This is a genomic window from Roseobacter sp. AzwK-3b, assembly GCF_000170875.1.
Lineage (GTDB): Bacteria > Pseudomonadota > Alphaproteobacteria > Rhodobacterales > Rhodobacteraceae > Roseovarius > Roseovarius litoreus.
On the sequence record NZ_ABCR01000018.1, the window covers coordinates 23,511 to 29,798 of the forward strand.

Genomic DNA, 6,288 nt, shown 5'->3' on the forward strand with positions numbered 1-6,288 from the left:
AACTGAGATGTCATATACAGTGAAACTGATCGCGGGACTGATCGGAACGGCGCTGCTCTGCGTGTTTATCGGTGGCCTGTCGCAGAGTATCTCTTCAGGCTTCGCAGGCTTCTTTGGCGGTTTGCCCTTTATGTTGATCGCCATCTTCGTCTGCGCCATGGCGGTTTATGACTTCTGGGACGAGTGTGTTCGCAAGAAATGACCAAGAAATGCCTCTGGATCACCCGCCGCCTGTCCGATGCGACACTGGAGCGTGCCGCACGCGATTATGATGTTGTCATCAACCATGCAGACACACCAGGAACCGCCGAGGACCTGATCGCGGCGAGCGCAGAGTTCGATGCGATCATTCCGTGTCATTCGGAACATTTCACCGCGGATGTTGTCGCCCAATTTGCGGATCGTTTGCAGATTGTCGCCAACCATTCGGTTGGTGTGGACCACTGCAATTTGCTCGCGCTCAAAGAGCACGGCATTGTGGTCACGAACACGCCGGATGTGCTATCTGATGCGACGGCGGAATTGGCCATGCTGCTGATGCTGGGGGCGGCCAGGCATGCTGTTGCCGGCGACCGGATTGTACGGACCGGAGCTTGGGACAGCTGGTCGCCTGCCTTCATGGTGGGCAAACAGGTAACTGGCGCGCGTCTTGGGATCATCGGAATGGGCCGAGTCGGGCGTGCGTTTGCGGCCAAGGCGCGTGGCTTCGATATGGATGTGCATTATTTCAACCGAACCCGCCTGCCAGACGATCAGGCTGAAGGCGCGACCTATCATGAAACGGCCGAAAGCCTGTTGGAGGTTTCAGATTTCCTGTCCCTGCATTGTCCGGCCACGCCTGAAACGACCGACCTGATGAACGCAGAGCGCTTTGCGATGTTGCCCGATGGAGCTGTGATCGTGAACACCGCGCGGGGTGCCTTGGTGGATGAAGATGCCTTGATGGCGGCTTTGGACACAGGCAAGGTGGCGGCTGCGGGGCTTGACTGCTTCAAGGTGGAGCCGGGCGGCAACCCCTTGTTTTCCAAGTATGAAAATGTCTTCATGCTGCCGCACATCGGCAGTGCGACGCGGCAGACACGGGACGCCATGGGCTTTCGCGCGTTGGACAATCTGGATGCGTTTTTTGCAGGAAAAACGCCGCGAGACCTTCTCTGACGGGTTGAGAATGTTCTGAGCGAATTGGGTTGGTCCCCGGCAAGGGGACTTGCCCTACAGGCCTCGGATCAAGCCTCACATCGGACTTGGCGTTCTGCGCCTATTGTTTCACTTGTGCTCTTCATACTCTTCTCGCAGATTGTCCTTCGGACGCCCCGGTTGATCATTTGGGTCTGACCGGGCAGGGCTGAAAGGTAATACTGCGATGGCACATTGGACAGGCGAGGCTGAACCTGGACACCCTTGGTGGTGGGAGGCAGCCCCTCCGGTGCCAGATTCTGACGATCTTCCAAAGACTTGCGATGTTCTGGTCATCGGAGCGGGCTACACGGGCCTATCCGCCGCCATCGCCGCGCATGACTGTGGTGCACAGGTCGTGGTGGTCGAGGCAGGGGTGCCGGGGCAGGGCGCATCGAGCCGCAATGGCGGGATGTTCGGGGCGCATCCAAGGTTGGGTTGGAGTGAATTGGAGCGCAAGTTCGGCGCTGAGACGGCGGATGCCTTGTTTGCCGAGGCGAAGCCGGCGTTGGAGTGGACCCGCGGGCTGATCGAGGCCGAGGGGATCGACTGCGATTTTCAGCAGACGGGGCGCATCCAACTTGCATGGACGCCGGGCCATTTCGAGACCCAGAAGCGGCTCGCGAAAAGCGTTCAGGACAAGAGCGACGTTGCCGTGCATCTGGTGCAACGTGCTGATCTTAATAAGGAAATCGCGACCGATAAATATCACGGGGCGATTGTGTTCCCCGAGCATTGCGCGATTCATCCGGCCAAATTCCACCGCGGGCTTCTCGAGGCGGTGAGGCGCAGAGGTGTGCCGGTGGTGACTCATGCGGGGGTGACGGACCTGCGCAGGGAGGGGGCGGGGCGGTTCCGGGTGACGACGGCGAAGGGAGAGCTGCAGGCCGAGAAGGTCATTCTGGGCACGAACGGCTATACGACAAAGCCCTTCGGATGGCATGTGCAGCGGGTGTTCCCGCTTCCTAGCTATCTGATTTCAACAGAAGAATTGCCCTCGAACCTGATCGGTCACCTTGCGCCGGGGCGGCGGATGATGGTCGAGACGAGGGCGAGGCACAGCTATTTCAGGATTTCACCGGATGGCAAAAGGGTGCTGTTCGGGGGGCGGGCGTCGATGCGGGATCTGCCCATCAAAACGGCCGCAGAACGGCTGCACGAGACCATGTCGGGCATCTGGCCCGAGCTGCGCGACACGAAAATTTCCCATGCGTGGTATGGGTTTACCGGATACAGCTTTAACCACATGCCGCAAGTCGGAGAACAGAACGGGATATTTTACGCAATGGGGTATTCCGGGTCGGGGACGGTGATGGCGCCTTATCTGGGGGCGAAGGCGGCCTATTTGGCGATGGGCGATGCGCGCGCCGAGACGGCTTATGCCAACACCTTGTTCAAAAAGCATTTTCTGCACCAGTTCCAGAAACCGCATTTCCTGAAGGCGGCCGATCTTTACTATCGGAATTGGGTGGACCGGGTGGAAAACTGGCAAGCGCGTTGAGTACAACCCGTACGAAACCACCACGCGTTCAGGACCAAACATGGCGCAAATCCGGGAAATTGTGTCCACAACTCCCGAAACCGGCCCATGCGACGGGTCCGACAGCCCCGGCGGCAAAAGGTGACAGGCCCGACATTCGCCGCCATCATGCCGGAAAAGAATCTCGTCAACGGGGGGACAGACAGCCATGGCGGTGACCATATGCAGGATGGTGGTGATCGGGATCACCGCGCTTTACCTTTTCGCGCTGGCGTATTTCGTGATCGGCACCTACGGCCTTTTCGGGCAGGCGCCCAATCCGCTGGCGGGGGTGTTCCTGTTGCCGCTGGGGCTGCCGTGGTCGCTGCTGCTGACCGGGTTGCCGGAGACAGTGCGGCCTTGGGCGCTGGTGGCGGCGCCGTTGCTGAATATCGCGTTTTTCACGGTGATGTGCCGGCGCACGGCGGCACGGGTCCGCGCCGGGAAAAACTGAGTCGCGTGCTGGCGCTGCGGGCCATGAAGAGTGCCGGCTGCGCATAATTTACGGTTTCGAAAAAATGACGATTGCCCGACCGATTTTGTGGGGTATGGTTCCCGAACAAAAATAAGGGAGGTTACCATGTTCAACAAGGTTGTCTGCACGGCAGCTGCGATTGCGGCTCTGTCCACATCGGCGGTTGCGGCGGAAAAGATGCGGATTTCTCTGCAATTGCCGCTGACCAGCCATCTGGGTGAAAACCTGGTGCTGTTCGAGAAGGAGGTCGAGGCGCGTACGGGAGGCGCGATCGACGTGGAGATCTATGACAGCGCCACGCTTTACCGTGACAAGGAAGTGCCTGCGGCGGTCGGCTCGGGGTCGATCGAGGCGGGCGTTGCGTCGCTCACGCAATATGTCGGCGATGCGCCGGTGGTCGATGTGTTCTACATGCCGTTCCTGTTCAACACCGAGGACAAGGTGAGGGCCGCCGTGGCCGAAGGGTCGGTCGTGCGCACCGTGATCGAGGAAGAGGTCGCCAAGACCGGAGGGGAGATCCTGTTCTGGCAGGCCTATGGCGGTGCGGTGATGCTGTCGAATGGCGGGCCGATCCGCAATCCCGACGATCTGGAGGGCAAGAAGGTCCGGGTGTTCGGCAAGACGCTGGGTGATTTCGTCACCGCGGCGGGCGGTGCGCCGACGCTGATTTCGGGGTCGGAGCAATACCTGGCCTATCAGCGCGGCACGGTCGATGTCGGCATGACCGGCGTCTCGGGCGTGAAGTCGCGCAAGCTGTGGGAGGTGATGGATACGATCACCGTGACCAACCACGCCGATATCGAGTTCGTCGTCGTCGTCAACACGGAGTGGTTCAGCGGGCTGTCGCCTGAGATCCAGGGCCATATCCGCGATGCCGCCGCCGTGGCGCAGGAGGATGTGCGCAACCGCATGTCGCAGATCGAAGCGGATGCCTTTGCTGCTGCGGAAGAGAACGGCATGACCATCGTGCAGCTGACGGATGAGGATCTGGCGGCATGGAAGGCTGTCGCACAGCCGGTCTATGATTCGTATCTGGCTGCCGCCGGTGAAGCGGGCAAGAAGATCCTCGACTCGGTCGGAGCAGGCGGCTCCTAATTCATAACGTGGCAAGGGTGGTCGGGCGGCCCGCATGGGCCGTCCGCGCTCTCGTGCGGATAAAGGTTTCATGAATATCATCACCCGAATCTCGCTCGCGGCCGGGGTGGTTGGCGCCCTTCTGATGGCGGCGACCGGCGCGATGCTGACCTATGAGGTCGTGGCGCGCTATTTCTTCATCAAGCCGACGATCTGGGCTGCCGAGCTTAGTCAGATGTGCCTGATCTGGGGGTGCTTTCTGGCGATGGCGCAAGTGCTGACCCTGCGGCGGCACATCACGGTCAATGCGATTACCAACCTGTTGAGTGTGAAGCTGCAGAAGGTCTGCGCCGCGCTGGCGCTGATTGCGGTGATCGTCTTTTCGGTCATTGTGGCCTATTGGGGCTGGGACATTTTCCATGACAGTTTCGTCAGGGGCCGCACGACGGGGTCGTTGATGAATTTGCCGATCTGGATCACCGAGCTGTCGGTGCCGGTCGGCTTCGCCTTGTTGGCGGCGCAGTCGGTGGTGGAGCTTGTTCGCCTGCCGGGCGATAGCCATCCCGGACTGGGGAGTTCACACGAATGACGATCCTTTTCATCCTTGGCGCGCTTTTCCTGCTGTTGCTGCTGGGGGTTCCCGTGGCTTTTGCGCTTGGCGGCATCGGTCTTGGGATGCTGCTGGCGGGAGGGTTTTCGCCGCTGATGGCGCCGCAGGCGATTCTGGCGACGCTCGACGGGTTCATCCTGTTGGCGGTGCCGCTGTTTTTGCTGATGTCGAATGTTCTGCTGAAAGGCGGGGTGGGGCGCGATCTTTTCACCGCCGTGCAGGCCTGGGTCGGGCATTGGCCCGGAGGGCTGGCGGTGGCGACGATCCTGAGTTGCGGGCTGTTCGCGGCGATTTCGGGATCATCGGTGGCCACGGCGGCGACGATCGGCACGGTGGCGATCCCCGAGATGATCAAGCGCGGCTATGAGAAGCGGTTCGTCTATGGGTTGCTGGCGGCCGGGGGCACGCTGGGCATCCTGATTCCGCCGTCGATCCCGATGATCGTTTACGGCTTTGTCACCGAGCAATCGGTGATCGCGCTGTTTCTTGCCGGGATCGGGCCGGGGATCGTGCTGGTCACGCTGTTCGTGATCTTTGCGATGCTGCATGCGCGTTTCACCTCGTCTTATGTGCCGATGGAGAAGGCGACTTGGGCCGAGCGGCGGGAGGCGTCGTTCCGGGCGCTGCCGTCGGTGGCGCTGGCGGCGCTGGTGGTGGTGGGGCTGTATTCGGGGGCGTTCACGCCGACCGAGGCGGCGGCCATCGGTTTCGCCGCCGCCTTGGCGATCACGGCGTTCTGGTTGCGGACCCTGACATGGGAGGCGCTGTGGAGTGCGATCCGGGAATCGGCGATCACCACGGCGGCGATCCTGTTGATCGTGGCGGGGGCCAAGGTGTTCGGCAAGGCGATTGCGCTTTACCGCATTCCGCAGGAGATCTCGGGGTTCATCGCCTCGGCGATTGACGGGCCGATCATGTTCCTGCTGGTGGTGTGCTGTGTGCTGCTGCTGATGGGGCTGGTGTTCGAGGCGCTGTCGATGATTCTCATCATGACGCCGGTTCTGTTGCCAGCGGCGATGGGGCTGGGATTCGATCCGATCTGGTTCGGGATATTCATGGTGATCATGGTGGAATGCGCGCTTGTCACGCCGCCTGTGGGGTTGAACCTGTATGTGATCCAGTCGGTCGCGCGGGCGACGCTGGCGGATGTGTCGCGCGGGGTGCTGCCGTTTCTTTTGCTGATGCTGCTGACGGTGGTGATCCTTTATCTGGTGCCGGGACTGGCGCTGTATATTCCTTTCCAATGGTGATGCGATGACCAAGGCCGAAACGCTGCGCCGCCTCTTGGCGCAAGACATATGCCACGTGATGCCCTGCTGCTTCGATGCGCTGTCGGCCAAGCTGATTGCGCAGGAGGGGTATGATCTGACGTTCATGTCGGGCTTTGCCGCCTCGGCGAGCCGGATCGGGGCGCCCGATCTGGGGTTGATGAGC

The 6,288-nt window shown here is 61.0% G+C and carries 7 protein-coding genes and 1 pseudogene; all 8 read left to right on the forward strand.

Annotated features, from left to right (window positions below; genetic code table 11):
- Positions 1–7: 7 nt before the first annotated feature.
- Complete coding sequence (locus tag RAZWK3B_RS19660) at positions 8–202, forward strand: hypothetical protein (protein ID WP_007818311.1); 195 nt, start codon at positions 8–10, stop codon at positions 200–202.
- Positions 199–1,158 carry a 2-hydroxyacid dehydrogenase gene (locus RAZWK3B_RS19665; RefSeq protein WP_007818312.1) on the forward strand — a complete coding sequence of 320 codons (960 nt, stop codon included), beginning with the start codon at positions 199–201 and terminating at the stop codon, positions 1,156–1,158. Before RAZWK3B_RS19660 ends, RAZWK3B_RS19665 begins: the two co-directional genes overlap by 4 nt.
- 205 nt (positions 1,159–1,363) lie before the next feature.
- Complete coding sequence (locus RAZWK3B_RS19670; RefSeq protein WP_050774281.1) at positions 1,364–2,677, forward strand: NAD(P)/FAD-dependent oxidoreductase; 1,314 nt, start codon at positions 1,364–1,366, stop codon at positions 2,675–2,677.
- A gap of 187 nt (positions 2,678–2,864) precedes the next feature.
- A complete protein-coding gene (locus RAZWK3B_RS19675) occupies positions 2,865–3,149 on the forward strand; it encodes a hypothetical protein (protein ID WP_007818315.1) in 285 nt (94 codons plus the stop codon).
- A gap of 126 nt (positions 3,150–3,275) precedes the next feature.
- The gene (gene dctP, locus RAZWK3B_RS19680; RefSeq protein WP_007818317.1) at positions 3,276–4,265 is read left to right on the forward strand and encodes a TRAP transporter substrate-binding protein DctP; all 990 of its coding nucleotides are present in this window, start codon (positions 3,276–3,278) and stop codon (positions 4,263–4,265) included.
- 70 nt (positions 4,266–4,335) lie between these two features.
- Positions 4,336–4,833, forward strand: coding sequence for a TRAP transporter small permease (locus tag RAZWK3B_RS19685; RefSeq protein ID WP_007818320.1), 498 nt, complete (start codon positions 4,336–4,338; stop codon positions 4,831–4,833).
- Positions 4,830–6,104, forward strand: a complete 1,275-nt coding sequence (locus RAZWK3B_RS19690) for a TRAP transporter large permease (protein WP_007818321.1) — start codon at positions 4,830–4,832, stop codon at positions 6,102–6,104. Before RAZWK3B_RS19685 ends, RAZWK3B_RS19690 begins: the two co-directional genes overlap by 4 nt.
- 4 nt (positions 6,105–6,108) lie before the next feature.
- Positions 6,109–6,288: pseudogene (locus RAZWK3B_RS19695) on the forward strand (carboxyvinyl-carboxyphosphonate phosphorylmutase); the annotation flags it as partial.

Coding starts and splice junctions, on each gene's coding strand:
- RAZWK3B_RS19660 (WP_007818311.1), top strand. CDS start 8: ATGTCATATACAGTGAAACTGATCGCGGGACTGATCGGAACGGCGCTG.
- RAZWK3B_RS19665 (WP_007818312.1), top strand. CDS start 199: ATGACCAAGAAATGCCTCTGGATCACCCGCCGCCTGTCCGATGCGACA.
- RAZWK3B_RS19670 (WP_050774281.1), top strand. CDS start 1,364: ATGGCACATTGGACAGGCGAGGCTGAACCTGGACACCCTTGGTGGTGG.
- RAZWK3B_RS19675 (WP_007818315.1), top strand. CDS start 2,865: ATGGCGGTGACCATATGCAGGATGGTGGTGATCGGGATCACCGCGCTT.
- dctP (WP_007818317.1), top strand. CDS start 3,276: ATGTTCAACAAGGTTGTCTGCACGGCAGCTGCGATTGCGGCTCTGTCC.
- RAZWK3B_RS19685 (WP_007818320.1), top strand. CDS start 4,336: ATGAATATCATCACCCGAATCTCGCTCGCGGCCGGGGTGGTTGGCGCC.
- RAZWK3B_RS19690 (WP_007818321.1), top strand. CDS start 4,830: ATGACGATCCTTTTCATCCTTGGCGCGCTTTTCCTGCTGTTGCTGCTG.